The 18,962-nt window shown below is 71.7% G+C and carries 14 protein-coding genes; 8 read left to right on the forward strand and 6 right to left on the reverse strand.

The features are described from left to right. Window positions 1–2: 2 nt before the first annotated feature. The 3 genes from ACODT0_RS28635 to ACODT0_RS28645 form a co-directional block, all read right to left on the reverse strand. Window positions 3–1,499: a circularly permuted type 2 ATP-grasp protein gene (locus tag ACODT0_RS28635; protein WP_057592261.1), complete on the reverse strand. Its 1,497-nt coding sequence runs from the start codon at window positions 1,497–1,499 to the stop codon at window positions 3–5. Window positions 1,500–1,589: 90 nt separating this feature from the next. Further along, the gene (locus tag ACODT0_RS28640) at window positions 1,590–2,447 is read right to left on the reverse strand and encodes an oxepin-CoA hydrolase, alternative type (protein WP_489042862.1); all 858 of its coding nucleotides are present in this window, start codon (window positions 2,445–2,447) and stop codon (window positions 1,590–1,592) included. A gap of 145 nt (window positions 2,448–2,592) precedes the next feature. After that, window positions 2,593–5,070, reverse strand: coding sequence for a DNA internalization-related competence protein ComEC/Rec2 (locus tag ACODT0_RS28645; RefSeq protein ID WP_489042863.1), 2,478 nt, complete (start codon window positions 5,068–5,070; stop codon window positions 2,593–2,595). 121 nt (window positions 5,071–5,191) lie between these two features. On the opposite strand from ACODT0_RS28645, the gene ACODT0_RS28650 reads away from it, so the two are divergent. From ACODT0_RS28650 to ACODT0_RS28680, 7 genes are all read left to right on the forward strand, one after another. Next, window positions 5,192–8,713: a transglutaminase family protein gene (locus ACODT0_RS28650; protein ID WP_489042864.1), complete on the forward strand. Its 3,522-nt coding sequence runs from the start codon at window positions 5,192–5,194 to the stop codon at window positions 8,711–8,713. A gap of 144 nt (window positions 8,714–8,857) precedes the next feature. Continuing rightward, window positions 8,858–11,635, forward strand: coding sequence for a circularly permuted type 2 ATP-grasp protein (locus ACODT0_RS28655; protein WP_489042865.1), 2,778 nt, complete (start codon window positions 8,858–8,860; stop codon window positions 11,633–11,635). A 67-nt stretch (window positions 11,636–11,702) separates the two neighbouring features. After that, window positions 11,703–12,515, forward strand: a complete 813-nt coding sequence (locus ACODT0_RS28660) for a basic amino acid ABC transporter substrate-binding protein (RefSeq protein WP_489042866.1) — start codon at window positions 11,703–11,705, stop codon at window positions 12,513–12,515. A gap of 15 nt (window positions 12,516–12,530) precedes the next feature. After that, complete coding sequence (locus ACODT0_RS28665) at window positions 12,531–13,586, forward strand: transglutaminase family protein (RefSeq protein WP_489042867.1); 1,056 nt, start codon at window positions 12,531–12,533, stop codon at window positions 13,584–13,586. After that, window positions 13,583–14,041: a RidA family protein gene (locus tag ACODT0_RS28670; RefSeq protein ID WP_261216038.1), complete on the forward strand. Its 459-nt coding sequence runs from the start codon at window positions 13,583–13,585 to the stop codon at window positions 14,039–14,041. Before ACODT0_RS28665 ends, ACODT0_RS28670 begins: the two co-directional genes overlap by 4 nt. A 62-nt stretch (window positions 14,042–14,103) precedes the next feature. Next, on the forward strand, window positions 14,104–14,382 hold the full coding sequence (locus ACODT0_RS28675; RefSeq protein WP_489042868.1) for a c-type cytochrome: 279 nt from the start codon (window positions 14,104–14,106) through the stop codon (window positions 14,380–14,382). Between the two features lie 14 nt (window positions 14,383–14,396). Further along, on the forward strand, window positions 14,397–14,726 hold the full coding sequence (locus tag ACODT0_RS28680) for a Rieske (2Fe-2S) protein (RefSeq protein WP_057595372.1): 330 nt from the start codon (window positions 14,397–14,399) through the stop codon (window positions 14,724–14,726). A 29-nt stretch (window positions 14,727–14,755) separates the two neighbouring features. Here ACODT0_RS28680 and ACODT0_RS28685 read toward each other — a convergent pair whose 3' ends face one another. Next, entirely contained in the window at window positions 14,756–15,130 is a 375-nt protein-coding gene (locus ACODT0_RS28685) for a hypothetical protein (protein WP_489042869.1), read from the reverse strand. Window positions 15,131–15,296: 166 nt separating this feature from the next. Here ACODT0_RS28685 and ACODT0_RS28690 point away from each other — a divergent pair, with 166 nt between their 5' ends. After that, window positions 15,297–17,042, forward strand: coding sequence for a GMC family oxidoreductase (locus tag ACODT0_RS28690; protein WP_489042870.1), 1,746 nt, complete (start codon window positions 15,297–15,299; stop codon window positions 17,040–17,042). Here ACODT0_RS28690 and ACODT0_RS28695 read toward each other — a convergent pair. Then, window positions 16,933–17,967, reverse strand: a complete 1,035-nt coding sequence (locus tag ACODT0_RS28695) for a LacI family DNA-binding transcriptional regulator (RefSeq protein WP_057595376.1) — start codon at window positions 17,965–17,967, stop codon at window positions 16,933–16,935. The genes ACODT0_RS28690 and ACODT0_RS28695 overlap by 110 nt on opposite strands. Next, window positions 17,964–18,962 carry a 2-hydroxyacid dehydrogenase gene (locus tag ACODT0_RS28700; RefSeq protein WP_489042871.1) on the reverse strand — a complete coding sequence of 333 codons (999 nt, stop codon included), beginning with the start codon at window positions 18,960–18,962 and terminating at the stop codon, window positions 17,964–17,966. The genes ACODT0_RS28695 and ACODT0_RS28700 overlap by 4 nt, the downstream gene beginning before the upstream one ends.

The following is an 18,962-nucleotide window of genomic DNA, read 5'->3' on the forward strand; positions in this document are numbered from 1 at the left end:
ACTCAGGCCGACTGGCTCTGCGACTGGGACTGCGTCTTCGGCTTGGCCGTGCGGTCGGCTTCGAGGATCCAGGTGTCCTTGGTGCCGCCGCCCTGCGAGGAATTGACCACCAGCGAGCCTTCCTTGAGCGCCACGCGCGTGAGGCCGCCGGGCACCATCTGCACCTCGCTGCCCGAGAGCACGAAAGGCCGCAGGTCGATGTGGCGCGGCGCGATGCCGGCGTCGACGAAGGTCGGCGAGGTCGACAGGCTCAGCGTGGGCTGGGCGATGTAGCCGTCGGGCTTGGCGATCACGGCCTTCTTGAAGTCCTCGATCTCGGCCTGCGTGGCGGCCGGGCCGATCAGCATGCCGTAGCCGCCGGCGCCGTGCACTTCCTTGACCACGAGGTCCTTCATGTTGTCGAGCGTGTACTGCAGCTCGTCCTTGTTGCGGCACATGTAGGTCGGCACGTTCTTGAGGATCGGCTGCTCGCCGAGGTAGAACTCGATCATCTTCGGCACGTATGGATAGATCGACTTGTCGTCGGCCACGCCGGTGCCCACGGCATTGCAGATCACGACGTTGCCGTCGCGGTAGGCGCGCATCAGGCCCGCGCAGCCCAGCGTGGAGCTCGGGCGGAACACCTCGGGGTCGAGGAAGTCGTCGTCGACGCGGCGGTAGATCACGTCGACGCGCTTCGGCCCGCGCGTGGTGCGCATGTAGACGAAGTTGTCCTTGACGAACAGGTCCTGGCCCTCGACCAGCTCGACGCCCATCTGCTGTGCGAGGAAGGCGTGCTCGAAGTAGGCGCTGTTGTACATGCCGGGCGTGAGCACCACCACCGTGGGCTCGGCCGTCGCGGCCGGCGCGCTGGCGCGCAGCGTCTCGAGCAGCAGGTCGGGATAGTGCGCCACGGGCGCGATGCGGTTCTGGTTGAACAGCTCGGGGAACAGCCGCATCATCATCTTGCGGTTCTCGAGCATGTAGCTCACGCCGCTGGGCACGCGCAGGTTGTCCTCGAGCACGTAGTACTCGCCGTTGCCGTGGGCATCGGGGGCACGCACGATGTCGATGCCCGAGATGTTCGAGTAGACGTTGTGCGGCACCGTCACGCCCATCATTTCGGGGCGGAACTGCGCGTTGTTGAGGATCTGCTCGGCCGGGATGATGCCGGCCTTGATGATTTCCTGGTCGTGGTAGACGTCATGCAGGAAGCGGTTGAGCGCCGTGACGCGCTGCACCAGCCCCTTCTCCATGCTGTCCCACTCGTGCGCCGGAATGATCCGGGGCAGCAGGTCGAACGGGATCAGCCGCTCGGTGCCCGAGCCGTCCTCGTCCTTGGCGCCGTACACGGCGAAGGTGATACCGACCCGGCGGAAGATCATTTCCGCCTCTTCGCGCCGCGAACGCATCACCTCGCCGGGTTGCTTCGCGAGCCATTGGTCGTATCGCTTGTAGTGCTGCCGGATCGCGGCTCCCGCATAGGGGAGCTGCTCATACATCTCGTCGAATTTGTGCATGGAACGACCAATCTCCTTGAGCCATAGCTTAGCAAGTTCGAGGCCAGTAGAACCCCTGATGCCAAGCCCGGCCGGGCGACGGTCGGATTTTTATTCGCGCGTTTCGGGAACGGCGGCCGCGTCGGCCGCGCGCTTCTTGCGCGGCGACAGGAAGGCCTTGATGCGCTCGGCGCGCTCGTCGCCATAGAGGCTCGCGACCGAGGATTCGCGCTCGGCATCGAGCTGCTCGCGCCGGCTGCGCCCGCGCGCCGCGTGCACCAGCTGCTTGGTGCGCGCCTGCGCCTCGAAGGGCCCGCGCGCGAGCCGCTGGGCCCACTCGATCGCCACCGCGCAGGCTTCGCCGGACGGCACCACCTTGTTGACCACGCCCCAGCCGTGCAGCCGCTGCGCCGTGCAGGGCTCGCCGTCGAGCAGCAGTTCGAGCGCGGCCTGCGGCGGCAGCGCGCGGGCCAGCGAATCGGTGGCCCCGCCGTCGGGCGTCAGGCCCATGCTGACGAAGGAGGTGAAGAACTTCGCGTCCTCGGCCGCCACGACCAGATCGCAGGCCAGGGCCAGCGAGAAGCCGCCGCCGGCCGCCGCGCCCTCGACCGCGGCGATGACCGGCTGCGGCGCCGCCTCGATCGCGAGGATCCAGTCGTGCAGCGCCGCCAGGTGCTCGTGCTGCTCGGCGGCCGGCAGCCGGCGCTGCCGGGCCAGCCGGCGCAGGTCGCCGCCACCGCTGAAATGCGCGCCCTCGCCGCACAGCACGATGGCGCGCACGGTGCGAAAGCCCGCGGCATCGCGCATGGCCTTGGCCGCGGCGCGGTAGACCGGGGGACTGAGCGCGTTGCGGGCGCCGGGGTTGCTGAGCGTCAGCACCAGCACCGGGCCCTCGCGATGGGTCTTGAGCCGCGCTGTGGAGCCGCCGCCGACGTGGCTGCTGGTGATGGCGGGAACGGCGGCGGTCATGGCGCGATGCCCGCGAGCGGGCGCGGGAAGAAGGCCTGGCGGTGATGCGATGTCATGGGTCCCCTGCGTCGTTGGTTTTCGCTACAACGCATGGGACGCCGCCGCGCCCGACCTGGCAAGGGTTCGCCCGGCGGGTTTTTAACAACTAGTTCACAGTTTCAACCTCAGTGACCGGCCGGTGCTGCCAGTAGCGCGGCGCACGTTCGCGCTCGCAGCCCACCTCGACCGGGCGGGCGCTGCGCCAGTGCGCGGCACCGCAGCGCACGTTCTCGACCAGGCGCACACCGCGCTCGGCATGGCGCGCCGTCACCTCGGGCACGGGATGGCCGAAGCGGTTGCGGTAGCCGGCCTGGACCAGGCCGATGCGCGGGCGCACCGCATCGAGGAAGGCGGCACTCGACGAGGTCCTGCTGCCGTGGTGCGGCACCAGCAGCACGTCGGCGCGCAGCCGTTCGGGCACGCGCTCGAGCAGCGCGGCCTCCTGCAGCCGCTCGATGTCGCCGGCCAGCAGCGCGGTCGCGCGGCCGTTGCCGATGCGCAGCACGCACGAGATGGCATTGGGCCGCGTGAGGAACAGGTAGTCGCCGGAGCGCGGGTGCAGCAGCTCGAAGTCCACGCCGTCCCAGGTCCAGCGCTGGCCCGCCTCGCAGCGCCGCGCGCGGCGTTGCGACTGCAGCGGGTGTTCGGCCTCGATCGAACTCAGCAGTCCGGCGCGCGGATGCATCGCGAGCACGGCGCTCGCGCCGCCGGTGTGGTCGCTGTCGCGGTGGCTCAGCACCATCAGGTCGAGCCGCTCGCCCAGGGCGCGCAGCAGCGGCACCAGCACGCGCTGGCCGGCATCGCTCTCGAGGCTGTAGCGCGGGCCGCTGTCGTAGAGCAGGCTGTGGTTCGCGGTGCGCACCAGCACCGCATTGCCCTGGCCGACGTCGGCCGCGAGCAGTTCGAACTCGCCGAGGGCGGGACGCGCCGGCTGCCACAGCAGCACCGGCAGCAGCAATGGCAGGCCGAGCGCGCGCAGCGACCATGGCAGCCGCATCGCGGCGAGCACGCCGCCCGCCACGCCGCAGGCCGCCAGCCACGCCGGCGGCGCGGCCATCGAGATGCTGGCGAACGGCAACGCCGCGAGCCACGACAGCAGCAATCCCAACACCTGCACCGCGCGCGCCGCGAGGTCCCACAGCGGCGCGGCGACGGTGCCGAGCATCGCGAGCGGCGTGATCACCAGCGTGACCCAGGGAATCGCGACCAGGTTGGCCACCAGCCCGACCAGCGACACCTGCTGGAACAGCAGCAGGCTCAAGGGCGTGAGCGCCAGCGTGATCGTCCATTGCTCGCGCAGCAGCCGCCACAGCCGCGCGCGCAGGCCCGGGCGCGTGTCGCCGGGCCAGCCCGCATCGGTGGCGAACAGCACGCCCACCGCCACGAAGCTGAGCCAGAAGCCGGCCTGCGTCAGGGCCCAGGGATCGAACGCGACCACCACCGCCGCGGTCAGCAGCCAGCCGTGCGGCCAGGGCCAGCGTCGCCCCGTGAGGCGCAGCAGCGCCACGGTCGCGAGCATCCAGACCGTGCGCTGCGATGGCACGCCCCAGCCGCTGAACAGCGCATAGAGCGCGGCCAGCAGCACGCCGCCCACGAGTGCCGCGCGCTGTGCCGGCAGGCGCAGCATCAATCGCGGGCCGCGGCGCCAGAGCGCGCCGACGACATGCGCGGCGAGCCACGCGAACAAGGTCACGTGCAGGCCCGAGATCGACATCAGGTGGGCCACGCCGGTGGCACGGAAGACGTCCCAGCCCTCGCGGTCGATCGCGCCCTGGTCGCCCGTGACCAGCGCGGCGATCACGCCCGCGGCAAAGCGCTCGGGCACGCGCGCGAAGATGGCATCGCGCACCGCCTCACGCGCGCGTTCGACCGGATGCCGCCCCGTGAGGCCCAGCCGCGCGGGCGCCTCGTCGCGCGCGCCGATGCGCACATGGCCGCTGGCGCGCAGGCCCTGCTCCCACATCCACAGCTCGCTGTCGAAGCCATGCGGGTTGCGATGGCCGTGAGGCGCCTTGAGGCGCACGGTCAGGCGCCAGCGCTCGCCCGCATGCACCGGGCTCTCGGGCAGGAGGTCCGGCGCCGACGCATCGGCCGCGCCGTTCCAAAGGCTGCTGCCTTCGGCATACCAGCCGAGCGCGATGCGGTCGGGCACCGCGGGCGATCCGGCCGCGGCAGGGTCGGCCCAGCGCGCGGACTCGACAGTGAAGCGAAAACGCGTGCCGGCATCGCCGCGCTGCGGCATCTGCGACACCACGCCCACGAGCTGCAGGTCGTGCCCCTCGAGCGCGGGATCGAGCGCGCCGGCTGCATAGACCGTGGCCCGTGCGCCCGCGAGCCCCGCGCCGATCGCCGCACCGGCCAGCGCGGCGCAGACCCAGGCGGTGCGCGCATGCCGCGGCAGGCGCCAGGCCGACCAGAGACCCGCGATGCCGGCGAGCAGTCCGCCCGCATAGACCATGCCGTCCCACAGCACCGGCTGGCGCAGCTGCAGCGCCACGCCCGCGAGCGCTGCCGCGAGCGCGACGAAGGCGCAGCGCGCGCGCACGACGGCATCGGATGCGTCTCGCACACCCTCGGCGACCATGATGCAAACCCTCCCCCAACGACGCTCCGTGGCGCGCTAATTGCTTTGTCTTCTGGGCTAGTATGCGTCTCACCAGAGACATCTTTTCGATGCAATCTGCCAGTACTGCACACAAAAACGCATGTCCATCCACGCCGCGCTCCACCACGTCACCCACTACAAATACGACCGCCTGGTGCAACTCGGCCCGCAGGTCGTCCGGCTGCGTCCGGCGCCGCATTGCCGCAGCAACGTCATCTCGTACTCGCTGCGCGTCGAACCGGCCGAGCACTTCGTCAACTGGATGCAGGACCCGTTCGCCAACTACCAGGCGCGGCTCGTGTTCCCCGAGAAGACGCGCGAGTTCAAGGTCACGGTCGACCTCGTGGTCGAGATGGCGGTCTACAACCCCTTCGACTTCTTCCTCGAGCCGCAGGCCGAGAACTTCCCGTTCAAGTACACGCCCTCGCAGGCCGAGGAACTCGCGCCCTATCTGGTCACCGAGGAGCCCACGCCGCTGCTCGCGGCCTACCTCGACAAGATCGACCGCAAGGAACAGCGCACCATCGACTTCCTGGTCGGCATCAACCAGCAGGTGCAGCAGGACGTCAACTACCTGATCCGCATGGAGCCCGGCGTGCAGACGCCGGAAGAAACGCTCGCCAACGGCAGCGGCTCCTGCCGCGACTCGGGCTGGCTGCTGGTGCAGCTGCTGCGCCACTGCGGCCTGGCCGCGCGCTTCGTCTCGGGCTACCTGATCCAGCTCACGCCCGACGTGAAGGCGCTCGACGGCCCGAGCGGCACCACGGTCGACTTCACCGACCTGCATGCCTGGTGCGAGGTGTTCCTGCCGGGCGCCGGATGGATCGGCCTCGATGCCACCTCCGGCCTGCTGGCCGGCGAGGGCCACATCCCGCTGGCCTGCACGCCCACGCCCTCGAGCGCCGCGCCCATCGAGGGCGGTGTCGACGAGTCGAAGGTCGAGTTCGGCCATGACATGAAGGTCACGCGCATCTACGAATCGCCGCGCGTGACCAAGCCCTACACCGAGGAGCAATGGACCGAGGTGCTGGCACTGGGCGAGGCGGTCGACAAGCGGCTGCAGGCCGGCGACGTGCGCCTCACGATGGGCGGCGAGCCCACCTACGTGGCCACCAGCGACCGCGACACGCCCGAGTGGAACACCGACGCGCTCGGCCCCACCAAGCGCGGCTATGCCACCGAGCTGGTCCACCGGCTGCGCGCCGAGTACGGCCAGGGCGGCTTCCTGCACTTCGGCCAGGGCAAGTGGTACCCGGGCGAGCAGTTGCCGCGCTGGGCGCTGTCGATCTTCTGGCGCGCCGACGGCCAGACGTTGTGGCACGACCCCGAGCTGTTCGCCGACGAGCGCTTCCCCACGCACTACACCAGCGAGGACGCGCGCCGCTTCACCAGCCTGCTGGCACGCAAGCTCGGCCTGACCGACCGCTACGTGCAGCCGGGCTTCGAGGACATCTACTACTACCTGTGGCGCGAACGCCGTCTGCCGGTCAACGTCGACCCCTTCGACTCCAAGCTCGACGACGAACTCGAACGCGTGCGCCTGCGCCGCGTGTTCACGCAGAAGCTCGACGCGGTGATCGGCTACATGCTGCCGATCGAGCCCGGCAACGCGAACCGCGACGCGCCCGCGCTCGAGGGCCCGGCCTGGAAGACCGGCCCCTGGTTCCTGCGCGACGACCGGCTCTACCTGATCCCCGGCGATTCGCCGATGGGCTACCGCCTGCCGCTCGACTCGCAACCCTGGGCCAGCAAGGGCGACTACCCCTACCTGATCGAGCGCGACCCGACCGCGGCGCGCGACGCGCTGCCGAGCGCGGCCGACTACCGCGCGCGCTACACCGTGGGCGCGACCGGCGGTACCGGTGCCGACCTCGGCGCCGTGCCCTATGCCTTCGGCACGCCCGCGGCCGTGCCCGCGGCGCTGCGCATGCAGGGGCCGGGTACCGGCATCGGCGAAGGCACGGGCGACGGCAGCGCGGCCGATGCCGACGCCGCCCTCGACAGCGCCGCCACGCGCCAGCCGCTGCGCGGCGAGTCGGCCCACTGGGTCACGCGCACCGCGCTGTGCGTCGAGGTGCGCGACCCGCGCCGCGCCAACGGCCCGGCGGCCGAGAAGAAGGGCAGCGCCTCGGGCGTGCTCTACGTCTTCATGCCGCCGCTGGCGCGCCTCGAGGACTACCTCGACCTGGTCGCCGCCGTGGAAGCCACCGCGCGCGAGCTCGGCGTGCGCATCGTGATGGAAGGCTATCCGCCGCCGCGCGATCCGCGCCTGAAGATGCTGCAGGTCACGCCCGACCCCGGCGTGATCGAGGTCAACATCCATCCGGCCCACAACTGGAAGGAACTGGTCGACCACACCGAATTCCTCTACCAGGCCGCGTTCGAGACCCGGCTGTCGGCCGAGAAGTTCATGACCGACGGCCGCCACACCGGCACCGGCGGCGGCAACCACTTCGTGATGGGCGGCGCCACGCCGGCCGACAGCCCCTTCCTGCGCCGGCCCGAGCTGCTGGCCAGCCTGCTGCTGTACTGGCACAACCATCCCTCGCTGAGCTACCTGTTCTCGGGCATGTTCATCGGCCCGACCAGCCAGGCGCCGCGCGTGGACGAAGCGCGCAACGACCAGGTCTACGAGCTCGAGATCGCGCTCAAGGAGATCGCGAAGAACCGCGAGCTGTACGGCCAGCACATGCCGGCCTGGCTGGTCGACCGCACCCTGCGCAACATCCTGATCGACGTCTCGGGCAACACGCACCGCAGCGAGTTCTGCATCGACAAGCTCTACTCGCCCGACTCCAGCACCGGGCGCCTGGGCCTGCTCGAGCTGCGTGCCTTCGAGATGCCGCCGCATGCGCGCATGAGCATCGCGCAGCAGCTGCTGATCCGCGCGCTGGTGGCGCGCTTCTGGGACGAGCCCTACAAGGCGCCCGTCACGCGCTGGGGCACCGAGCTGCACGACCGCTTCCTGCTGCCGACCTTCGTCAAGATGGACTTCGACGACGTCATCAGCGAGATGCGCCAGGCCGGCTTCGCCTTCGATCCCGACTGGTTCGCGCCGCACTTCGAATTCCGCTTCCCGCTCGTGGGCCAGGTGCAGGCGATGGGCGTCGAGCTCTCGCTGCGCAACGCGCTCGAGCCCTGGCACGTGATGGGCGAGGAAGGCTCGGCCGGCGGCACGGTGCGCTACGTCGACTCCTCGCTCGAGCGCATCGAGGTGCGCGTGACCGGCCTCAACGAGAGCCGCCACGTGGTCACCGTCAACGGCCGCGTGCTGCCGCTGCAGCCCACGGGCGTGGCCGGCGAGTTCGTCGCCGGCGTGCGCTACAAGGCCTGGAACCCGCCCTCGGCGCTGCATCCGAGCATCAAGGCCCATGCGCCGCTGACGGTCGACCTGGTCGACACCTGGATGAAGCGCTCGCTCGGCGGCTGCCAGTACTTCGTGGCCCATCCGGGCGGCCGCAACTACGAGACCTTCCCGGTCAATGCCTACGAGGCAGAGAGCCGGCGCCTGTCGCGCTTCACGCGCACCGGCCACACGCCGGGCCTGATGCGCACGCCGGCCGCCACCATCGAGGTGCCCGGCAGCCGCGAATTCCCGTTCACGCTCGACCTGCGGCGCTGAGCGGCGCCCACGGCCCGCCCCTCGTCCACGGGGCGCGGGCCGGGCCGCCGGGTGTGTCGTCCCGCCCACACGGATGGCTGCAGCGGGCATTTCGCACGCCATCGCCGGCGGGCCCGGTGACAGCGATGTGACAATCCCAACCCTGTGGAACCCCTCAACGAATCCCTGTTCGACGCCCAGGCGCTGGATTTTCCGGCCGCCCTGGCGTCGGCGCTCGCCCCGCCCGCCCTGCCCGGCCACTTCGACGAGCTGCGCGGCATCGCGACGCCGGAGGCGCCCGCACGGCCCGCCGCCGGGCCGGTAGCGCCCACGGGACCGCATCTGCACGACGCGACGGCGGGCAGCCAAAGCCAATCCCAAACGCAGGGCGGCCAGACCCAGACGCAATCCGCGGCCCAGCGCGCGCCCTCCGCCGACATCGCCGCGCCGGCCCCCGCCGCCGGCGACAAGCCCCCGCTGCTGCCGCCCTGGCATGCCTTCTTCGAGCAGCTCGGCTCCGACGGCTTCGGCGACCTGCCGCGGCGCGCGGTCAGCCTGGAGCGCCAGATCCGGGACAACGGCGTCACCTACAACGTCTACGCCGACGCCACCCACGGCCCGCAGCGGCCCTGGTCGCTCGACCTGTTCCCGCTGATCGTCTCGCCCGAGAGCTGGGCGCAGATCGAGACCGGCGTGCTGCAGCGCGTGCGCGTGCTCGACCGCGTGATGGCCGACGTCTACGGCCCGCAGCGCCTCCTGGCCGAAGGCCTGCTGCCGCCCGCGCTGGTGCGCGGTCATCCGGGCTACCTGCGCGCGCTGCACGGCGTGAAGCCGCCGGGCGACACCTGGCTGCACATCGCGGCCTTCGACCTCGCGCGCGGCCCCGACGGCAACTGGTGGGTGGTCTCGCAGCGCACCCAGGCGCCCTCGGGCCTGGGCTACCTGCTCGAGAACCGGCTCGCGATCACGCGCCAGTTCCCGCAGGCCTTCGAGGCGCTGCACGTACAGCGGCTGGCCGCCACCTACAGCGCCATGATGGACGGCCTGCAGCGCATGTGCCCGGCCGGCGTGCCGCCGCACATCGCGCTGCTCACGCCCGGTCCCTACAACGAGACCTACTTCGAGCACGCCTACCTCGCGCGCTACCTCGGCGTCACGCTGGTCGAGGGCAACGACCTCACGGTGCGCGACCAGCGCCTGTACCTCAAGACGCTGCAGGGCCTGCGCCCCGTGCACGGGCTCATCAAGCGGCTCGACGACCAGTTCCTCGACCCGCTCGAGCTGCGCCCCGACTCCACGCTCGGCGTGCCGGGCCTGCTGCAGGCGATCCGCGCCGGCAACGTGCTGGTGGCCAACATGCCGGGCTCGGCCTTCCTCGAGTCGCCGGCGCTGCTGGGCTTCCTGCCCGGCCTGGCGCGCCACCTGCTCGACGAGAAGCTGCTGCTGCCCGCGCTGCCCACCTGGTGGTGCGGCGAGCGCGCGGCGCTCGAGGCGGTGCTGCCGCAGCTCGGCGACTGCTTCATCAAGCCCACCTACCCGGGCATCGACGGGCGCGAGAGCTTCGACGCGGTGCTGGGCCGCCAGCTCGGGCGCCGCGAGCTCGACGAATGGGCCGGGCGCATCGTGCGCGAGGGCGAGGCCCACACGGTGCAGAGCTACCTGCCGCTGTCGCAGATGCCGACCTGGGCCAGCGACCTCGGGCCCGGCCACATCGCGCCGCGCGCGGTGCTGCTGCGCGTGTTCGCGGTCAGCGACGGCGCGCAATCGTGGCGCGTGCTGCCCGGCGGGCTGGCGCGGCTCGCGGGGCCCGATGCGCAGATCGCCTCGATGCAGCGCGGCGGCAGCAGCGCCGACGTCTGGGTGCAGACCCATGGCGAGGTCGACCGCACCACGCTGCTGCAGCCGCAGGCCACGCCGGCCTCGCTGGCGCGGCACCGCGCGCCGGTCACCAGCCGCGCGGCCGAGAACATGTTCTGGCTCGGCCGCTACACCGAGCGCGCCGAGAACGCGGTGCGGCTGGCGCGCCTCACGCTCAACATCCTCGGCGGCGAGGACCAGTCCTCGCGCCCGCTGCTCGAATGGCTGCACCGCATGGCGGTGCGCAATGCGCTGGTGCCGGCCGGCGTGCCGAGCGCGCCTCAGTCGCGCCGCGTGTTCGAGCGCGCGCTGATCGCCGAGCTCGGCGACGTGGCGCAGGGCGGCAGCGTGGGCTACAGCCTGCGCAGCATCCGCCAGGCCGCGGCCGCGGTGCGCGAGCGGCTCTCGCCCGACCACTGGAACCAGATCGTGCGCGCCGAGGCCGACTTCCTGCGCCGCGCCGCCGAGCAGGCCGGCGAAGGCAGCTTCGCCACCGGCGCGGCGCTGCGCTCGCTCGAGTCGGCCAGTTCGGCGCTCGCGGCCATGACCGGCGCGCAGACCGACCGCATGACGCGCGACGATGCCTGGCGGCTGCTGTCGATCGGCCGCCACATCGAGCGCCTGAGCTTCCTCGCCAACGCCCTGCTCGCGGGTTTCCAGAACCACGCGGTGCACGAGGTCAGCGGCTTCGAGGCGATGGTCGCGCTGTTCGACAGCACCATCACCTTCCATGCGCGCTACCAGCAGCGCCGCGACGTCGCCACGCTGGTCGACCTGCTGGTGCTCGACGCCGAGAACCCGCGCTCGCTGGCCTGGGTCACGCAGACCCTGCGCGGGCGCATCGCGCGGCTCGCGGGCAGCGCGCCCGGCAAGCTCACGGCGCTGTCGTACGAGCTGCCCGACCCGGCCACCTGGACGCTCGAGCACCTGTGCGACCCCGGCCCCGCCGACGGCGAGGACGGCCCCTATGCGGCGCTGGCCGCGCTGCTCGCGCACTGCGAGGCCGCCGCCTACCATGTGTCCGATGCCATCGGCATCCGCTACTTCACGCTGACCTCGGAATCGCTGCGCTCCGTGGGCGCCTGAGCCCTCGCTGCGCGCGCCGCGCGACCAGACCACCGCACAAGCAACGACTGACCAAGGAGGGCTTCCCATGACCACGATCCATCGCCGCTTCGCACTGGCCGCCGGCCTCGCCGCGGTCCTCGCGCTCGCCGGCTGCGGCAAGCAGGAGACCGCCGCGCCCGCCGCCGCATCGGCCCCGCCCGCACCGTCCGCCGCGCGCGTGCTGGTCGTGGGCACCGATGCCGCCTACACGCCCTTCGAATCGCAGAACGAGAAGGGCGAGATCGTGGGCTTCGACATCGACATCGTGAACGCCGTCGCGAAGAAGGCCGGTATCGAGGTGAAGTTCGTCAACACGCCGTGGGAAGGCATCTTCAACACGCTCGACCAGGGCGACCGCGACTTCCTGGTGTCGGCCATCACCATCACGCCCGAGCGCCGCCAGACCATGGACTTCTCGCAGCCCTACTTCGACGCGCGCCAGCTGATCGCGGTCAGGAGCGACACGGCCGTGACCCGCTTCGAGGACCTGAAGACGCTCAAGGTCGGCGTGCAGAACGGCACCACCGGCGACGAAGTGGTCGGCAAGCTGCTCGGCAAGTCGAGCGCGAACATCAAGCGCTTCGAGTCGACCCCGCTCGCGCTCAAGGAGCTCGAGGCCGGCGGCGTGCAGGCGGTGGTGGCCGACAACGGCGTGGTGGCGCACTATCTCGCGAACAACGCGGGCGCGGGCTTCAAGACCGTGAGCGATGCCGGCTTCGCGACCGAGCAGTACGGCCTCGCCGTCAAGAAAGGTAATGCCGAGCTGCTCGCCAGGCTCGACAAGGGCCTGGCCGAGATCAAGGCCGACGGCAGCTACGACAGGATCTACGCCGCGCACTTCGGCGCCGCGTCGAAGTAACCCACGGCGCGCGCCATGCGACTCCACGTCACCCACGAAACCCGCTACGAGTACTCGCCGCCGGTCGAGACCGCGCAGCACCTCGCGCACCTGCGGCCGCTGGTCACGCCCTCGCAGCGCCTGCTGAGCCACCGGCTCGCGATCGAGCCCGCGCCCGCGCAGCGCGTCGAGCAGGCCGACCTCTACGGCAACGTGCGCGCCTTCTTCGCGCTCGACACCACGCACGACAGCCTGGTGGTCACGGCCGAGAGCGTGGTCGAGACCTCGGCGCCCGTGCTCTCGAGCGCGGTGGCGCGCGAGCTGCCGTGGGAGTCGGTGCGCGAGCGCTTCCGCTTCCGCAAGGACGCGCTGTTCGACCCGGCCTCGGAGTTCGTCTTCCCCTCGCCCTACGTGCCGCGCCACGACGACTTCGTCGCCTATGCGCGCGCGAGCTTCGCGCCGGGCCGCCCGGCCTTCGACGTGGCGATGGACCTCACCGAGCGCATCCACCGCGACTTCGACTACGACGCCGACAGCACCGAGATCAACACGCCCGCGGCCGAGGCGCTGGCCCAGCGCAAGGGCGTGTGCCAGGACTTCGCGCACATCATGATCGCGTGCTTCCGCGGGATGGGCCTGCCGGCGCGCTACGTCAGCGGCTACCTGCTGACGCAGCCGGCGCCGGGCCAGCCGCGGCTGATCGGCGCCGATGCCTCGCACGCCTGGGTCTCGGTCTACCTGCCCGGCGAAGGCGACGGCCCCGGCAGCGCCGGCGACTGGGCCGACTTCGATCCCACCAATGGCCGCCAGCCCGGCGAGGACTACGTGACGCTGGCGATCGGCCGCGATTACTCCGACGTCTCGCCGATGCGCGGCGTGCTGCACGGCGGTGCGCGCCACACGCTGCACGTGGGCGTGACGGTGCAGCCGGTCGACGAGCTCGAGCCGCCGCAAGCCCCCGGCGGCGCAGGGCCTTCGGCCGCGGCGTCGCCTACGATCACGGCTTCGCCGGTACAAACGCCGGTCGATTCCCCGCAGCCGCCCTCCGCGCGGCCGCCTTCACCACCGTCTCACCAGGAGCCTTCTTCATGAGCGTCTACGACAAGCTTTCCAGCCTCGGCATCACCCTCCCGCCGGTCTCGGTTCCGGCCGCCGCCTACGTGCCTTTCGTGCAGACCGGCAACCTCGTGTTCCTGTCGGGCCACATCGCCAAGAAGGACGGCAAGGTCTGGACCGGCCAGCTCGGCGCCGACGTCAGCACCGAGCAGGGCAAGCAGGCCGCGCGCGCGGTCGCGGTCGACCTGCTGGGCACGCTGCATGCGGCCGTGGGCGACCTGAACAAGGTCAAGCGCATCGTCAAGGTGATGAGCCTGGTCAACTCGGTCGGCAGCTTCACCGAGCAGCACCTCGTGACCAACGGCGCGAGCGAACTGTTCGCCGAGGTCTTCGGCCCCGAGAAGGGCGCGCATGCGCGCAGCGCCTTCGGCGTGGCGCAGATCCCGATGGGCGCCTGCGTCGAGATCGAGCTGATCGCGGAGATCGGCTGATTCGCCTGCCGCGGTCCCTGTGGCTGGCACTGCCGCTCGCGGCCATCGCGCCGCTGGCGGCCGTGGCCGACGAGATACCGGCGCCGCTGCGCGAGCCGGTCGCGCGCTATGCCTGCCTCAGTTGCCACGGCATGGTGCGCAAGCAGGTGGGCCCGGGCTTCGCGCAGATCGCGGCGCGCTACCGCCACGACCCCGAGGCACCGGCCCGTCTCGCCGACAAGCTGCGCGATGGCAGCGTCGGTGCCTGGGGCCGCGTCATCATGCCGCGCCAGCCCCACATGAGCCTCGACGAATCGCGCCGGCTCGCGCAGTGGGTGCTGTCGCAGCCCTCCCCGCCCTGAATGTCCGCACCACCATGACCGATGCACTGCTGATCTGCGACGCGCTGCCCGAATCCCGCGACGCGGTGAAGTTCGAGGCGCCGGGCCGCGGGCCGGCCTTCGTCGTGCGCTGGCAGGGCCGGGTCCATGGCTACCTCAACCAGTGCGCGCACGTGGGCGGCCCGATCGATTTCGAGGGCCAGGTGCTCGAGCGCTCGGGCCGCTACCTGATGTGCGCGCGGCACGGCGCGATCTACGAGCCCGACACGGGCTTGTGCGTGGGCGGCCCCTGCAAGGGTGCGCGCCTGGTTCCCCTGGCGGTGGAAGAGTCGGCCGACGGCAAGGTCTGGCTGCGCGCGGCCTGAGCCGGAGCGGGCGCCCCGGCATCGAGGATCTAATGCGCGGCCACGCCGCGTTCGACCCCCGTCCCGTCGGCGCCGGCCCAGAAGTTGTCCGGGACGCCGCGCGGCTGCCGCTCCTCGATCTCGACCGTGACGCTGACCGAGATGTCGGCCGCCTGTTCGCGGCGCTTCAGAAAGCTTTCGAACTGGTCGAGGTAGTGATGTTCTTCATTCACGGATCGGGCCTCCATCTGGTTTTCGATACCGGAGGTTTTAATCCGTCGCAGCGTGTCGCCAAAGGTTGCGGATGCCGCCGCCGCGTGCAGGACAGGAGGCCATCGCCGCCGCCGTGCCGCGCTGGCAAGGCCTACGACCTTCCGTAGTCCTCGAACCGCCTTCACCTCGCGCGCGCCGGTCGGGGTCGGCATCCGCCTGGAGAAACTCCGTCTGAGGCTCCCGCTTCGCGCGTCGCGCACGCGACAGTGCCACTTTGGTCCGACGGGAAAACGCTAGGCGCCCTGCCCCGTTTCGTTCCTACAGTCCACGGGCCGGCATCGGCGCAATCGAAGAAGAAGCAGGAAAGGACGCGGGGCGATGGAGTTCGACTACGTGATCGTCGGAGGCGGCTCCGGAGGCGCCACGCTCGCCGCGCGGCTCAGCGAGGATGCGCGCGTGCGCGTGTGCCTGATCGAGGCCGGCGGCGACGGCCGCGGCATCCTGGTGCGCGCGCCGGCCGCCACGGTGGCGATGCTGCCGGGCCGCCCGCCGATCAACAACTACGCGCTGCGCACCGAGCCGCAGCCGGGCCTGGACGGGCGCCGCGGCTACCAGCCGCGCGGGCGCTGCCTCGGCGGTTCGAGCGCGATCAACGCCATGCTCTACGTGCGCGGCCACCGCGAGGACTACGACGACTGGGAGCGCGCCGGCTGCGGCGGCTGGTCCTTCGGCGACGTGCTGCCCTGGTTCCGCCGCGCCGAGGGCAACCAGCGCGGCGCGAGCCCGCTGCACGGCGCCGACGGTCCGCTGCAGGTGGCCGACCAGCAGACGCCGCGCGCCATCAGCGAGGACTTCGTGCGCGCCGCGGTGCAGTCGGGCGTGCCCTTCAACGACGACTTCAACGGCATCGAGCAGGAAGGCGCGGGCCTCTACCAGGTCACGCAGTTCCATGGCGGCGCGAGGAACGGCGAGCGCTGCTCGGCCGCGGCGGCCTACCTGCATCCGGCGATGACGCGCCCCAACCTCGCGGTGCTCACGCACACGCAGGCGCTGCGCGTGGTGATCGAGCATGGCCGCGCCGTGGGCGTGGAGGTGCGCCGCGGCGGCAACGTCGAGCGCATCCATGCGCGGCGCGAGGTGGCGCTGTGCGGCGGCGCCTTCCATTCGCCGCAGCTGCTGATGCTCTCGGGCATCGGCGATCCCGCGCAGCTGCAGCAGCACGGCATCGCGGTGCAGCAGGCGCTGCCCGGCGTGGGGCGCAACCTGCAGGACCACCTCGACTTCATCCTCGCCTACCGCTCGAAGCACCGCGACCTGTTCGGCATCGGCCTCGGCGCGAGCTGGATCCTGCTGCGCCAGGCGCTCCTGTGGCGCAGGACCGGCACCGGCCTGGTCGCCACGCCCTTCGCCGAGGGCGGCGCCTTCGTCAAGTCCTCGCCCGAGCTGCGCCGGCCCGACCTGCAGCTGCACTTCGTGATCGCCATCACCGACGACCATGCGCGCAAGCTGCACGCGGGCTACGGCTTCTCGTGCCATGTCTGCGTGCTGCGGCCGAAGAGCCGCGGCGAGGTGCGGCTGGCCGATGCCAACCCGGCCTCGGCGCCACGCATCGATCCGCGCTTCCTGTCCGACCCCGAGGACCTCGCGCTGCTGCTGCAGGGCGTGAAGAAGACGCGCGAGATCATGGCGGCGGCGCCGCTCGCGAAGTACCGTCAGCGCGAGCTCTACACGGCCGATGCGCGCGGCGACGAGGACCTGGTGCGCCAGATCCGCGCGCGCGCCGACACCATCTACCACCCGGTCGGCACCTGCCGCATGGGCGCGCCCAACGACGCGGGGGCGGTGGTCGATCCACGGCTGCGCGTGCGCGGCATCGAGGGCCTGCGCGTGGTCGATGCCTCGGTGATGCCGACCTTGATCGGCGGCAACACCAACGCGCCCACGGTGATGATCGCCGAGCGCGCGGCCGACTGGATGCGCGGGCCTGCGCGCTTCGCGGCCGAAGCCGATCCGGCTACGCGGGGACAGGCGCCTTCGACGAGCCCCGCACCTGCAACTGCCCCGGCAGCAGCAACTGCCGCGGCGGGCTTTCGAGCCCCCGCAGCCGGTCGATCAGGCAGCTAGCGGCGGCGCGCCCGATGTCGTCGGTGGGCTGGGCTACGGTGCTGAGGCCCGGGCCGATCAGCGAAGCCCATTCGGGATCGTCGAAGCCGACGAAGCCGAGGTCGGCGCCGAACTGCCAGCCCAGCCGCGCCATCGCCTGCGCCACGCGCAGCGTGACGACCGCGTTGCCCGCCACCACGGCGGCGCGCCGGCCGCGCCTGGCGCGCTTGCGCAGCGCCGCGAGCGCATCGTCGAGCGCCTGCTGTTCGCCCTCCACGCTCTCGAACACCTCGCCGGCCATGCGCGGCCCGTTCGCGGTCACGCAGGCGCCGAAGGCCGCGGTCCGCTCGCGCCGCGAGCTCACGCCCGCGAGCGGCTCGGTCACGTAGAGCAGCTCGCGAAAGCCGCCCTCGACCAGGTGGTCGCAGGTGGCCTTCATCGCGGCCTCGTTGTCGAGCGAGACGAAGTCGGTGTGCATGCCCGCGTGGCGCCGGTCGACCAGCACCGCGGGCTTGCCGTGCAGCGCGACCGCGTCGAACACGCCGCTGCCGCGGCCCAGGGTGTTGAGGATGAAGCCGTCGACCTGGTAGCCCGCGAGCGCGTCGATGGCCTCGCGCTCGCGTTCGCTCTCGTTGCCGAGGTTGAACAGCATCACGAGGTAGCCGGCGTCCTGGCAGGCCTTCTCGGCGCCGCGCAGCACCGCCACCGAATAGGGGTTGGTGATGTCGGCCACGATCAGGCCGATGAGGCGCGAGCGGCCGTGGCTCAGCGCCTGCGCCATCGGGCTCGGCGAATAGGCGAGCTGCGCGATCGCGGCCTCGACGCGCGCCGCGATGTCGGGGCTCAGCAGCCGCTCGCGGTGGTTGAGGAAGCGCGAGACCGTGGCCTTGGAGACGCCCGCGGCCTGCGCCACGTCGGCGATGGTGGCGCGGCCCGTGGGTTTCATGCGCTGGCCGTGTCGTAGGGCGCGGTCGGCCTCTCCCCGGCCAGCACCTGCAGCAAGTTGGTGGTCGCGAGCTCGGCCATCGCATGCCGGGTCTCGTGCGTGGCCGAGCCGATGTGCGGCAGCGGCGTCACGCGCGGATGGGTGCGCAGCGGCGAATCGGCCGGCAGCGGCTCCTTGGCGAACACGTCGAGGCCGGCCGCGCGCAGCGTGCCCTTGTCGAGCGCGTCGAGCAGCGCCTGCTCGTTCACGGTCGCGCCGCGGCCGCCGTTGATGAAGGCGGCGCCGGGCTTCATGCGGGCGAAGAAGGCGGCGTCGGCCATGCCGCGCGTGGCCTCGGTCAGCGGCAGCATCGCGAGCACGATGTCGGCGCGCGCCAGCAGCTCGTCGAGCGGCGTGTGGGTGGCGCGGCCCTGCAGCTCGGGCGCCTGCGCGGCCAGGTCGACCGGGCGGCGCGCGTGGTAGAGCACCGGCATGCCGAAGCCCAGGGCGGCGCGGCGCGCCACGGCCTGGCCGATGCGGCCGAAGCCGAGGATGCCGAGCGTCTTGCCGTGCACGTCGGTACCGAACAGGTCCTCGCCGATGTTCTTCGTCCAGCGGCCTTCGCGCACCAGGGTCGAGAGCTCGACCACGCGGCGCTGGGTGGCCATGAGGATCGCGAACATGGTGTCGGCCACGGTCTCGGTCAGCACGTCGGGCGTGTGGCACAGCACGATGTTGCGGCGGCGCAGCTCGGTCAGCGGGTAGTTGTCGACACCGACCGAGACGCTCGAGATCACCTCGAGCCGGGGCGCCGCGTCGAGCATCGAGGCATTGAAGTTGACGCTCGAGCCGATCAGGCCCTGCGCCGCGGGCAGCGCGGCCGCGAAGGCCTCGGGCGACTGGCGCGCGTCGGCCACGACGACCTCGTGCGCGGCCTGCAGGCGCGCGAGCTGGTCCTCGGGCAGGGTGCGGAAGACGAGGACGTTCTTGCGGGAGGAAGACGAAGAGGAAGCCAT

This window comes from Variovorax sp. FG153 (assembly GCF_057809595.1).

Bases quoted from the DNA above. Each gene is read 5' to 3' on its own strand.
- ACODT0_RS28635 (WP_057592261.1), bottom strand. From the start codon at position 1,499: ATGCACAAATTCGACGAGATGTATGAGCAGCTCCCCTATGCGGGAGCC.
- ACODT0_RS28640 (WP_489042862.1), bottom strand. From the start codon at position 2,447: ATGACCGCCGCCGTTCCCGCCATCACCAGCAGCCACGTCGGCGGCGGC.
- ACODT0_RS28645 (WP_489042863.1), bottom strand. From the start codon at position 5,070: ATGGTCGCCGAGGGTGTGCGAGACGCATCCGATGCCGTCGTGCGCGCG.
- ACODT0_RS28650 (WP_489042864.1), top strand. From the start codon at position 5,192: ATGTCCATCCACGCCGCGCTCCACCACGTCACCCACTACAAATACGAC.
- ACODT0_RS28660 (WP_489042866.1), top strand. From the start codon at position 11,703: ATGACCACGATCCATCGCCGCTTCGCACTGGCCGCCGGCCTCGCCGCG.
- ACODT0_RS28665 (WP_489042867.1), top strand. From the start codon at position 12,531: ATGCGACTCCACGTCACCCACGAAACCCGCTACGAGTACTCGCCGCCG.
- ACODT0_RS28670 (WP_261216038.1), top strand. From the start codon at position 13,583: ATGAGCGTCTACGACAAGCTTTCCAGCCTCGGCATCACCCTCCCGCCG.
- ACODT0_RS28680 (WP_057595372.1), top strand. From the start codon at position 14,397: ATGACCGATGCACTGCTGATCTGCGACGCGCTGCCCGAATCCCGCGAC.
- ACODT0_RS28685 (WP_489042869.1), bottom strand. From the start codon at position 15,130: ATGCCGACCCCGACCGGCGCGCGCGAGGTGAAGGCGGTTCGAGGACTA.
- ACODT0_RS28690 (WP_489042870.1), top strand. From the start codon at position 15,297: ATGGAGTTCGACTACGTGATCGTCGGAGGCGGCTCCGGAGGCGCCACG.
- ACODT0_RS28695 (WP_057595376.1), bottom strand. From the start codon at position 17,967: ATGAAACCCACGGGCCGCGCCACCATCGCCGACGTGGCGCAGGCCGCG.
- ACODT0_RS28700 (WP_489042871.1), bottom strand. From the start codon at position 18,962: ATGGCTTCCTCTTCGTCTTCCTCCCGCAAGAACGTCCTCGTCTTCCGC.